Here is a 289-nt window from a genome sequence, read left to right on the forward strand (position 1 = left end):
CCCGCCGACACGCCGTCCACGTCCACCTCGGCGCTGCCGATCATCCAGTCCTCGTGGATCACGCTGTCGTTGAGGCCCGCCGCCGCGACCTCCTCACGCGACATGCCCTGCGCGCCGCGCAGGTTGAAGGGGTACGCGCGGCCCAGCGCGATGTGGCTCGCGGCGTTCTCGTCGTACAGGGTGTTGAGGAACAGCAGGTTCGTCCGCGCGACGGGGGCGCTCGCCGGGACGAGCGCCACCTCCCCGAGACGGCGCGCGCCCTCGTCCGTGTCGAGCAGGCGCGTCAGCA

The 289-nt window shown here is 72.7% G+C and carries 1 protein-coding gene; it reads right to left on the reverse strand.

What is annotated here, in order from left to right; all coding sequences use genetic code 11:
* Nucleotides 1-289, reverse strand: a 289-nt coding sequence (locus tag DEIPI_RS31260; RefSeq protein WP_045234366.1) for an aminopeptidase, incomplete at both ends; no start/stop codon positions are given.

This window comes from Deinococcus pimensis DSM 21231 (assembly GCF_000519345.1).
Taxonomy (GTDB): domain Bacteria; phylum Deinococcota; class Deinococci; order Deinococcales; family Deinococcaceae; genus Deinococcus_A; species Deinococcus_A pimensis.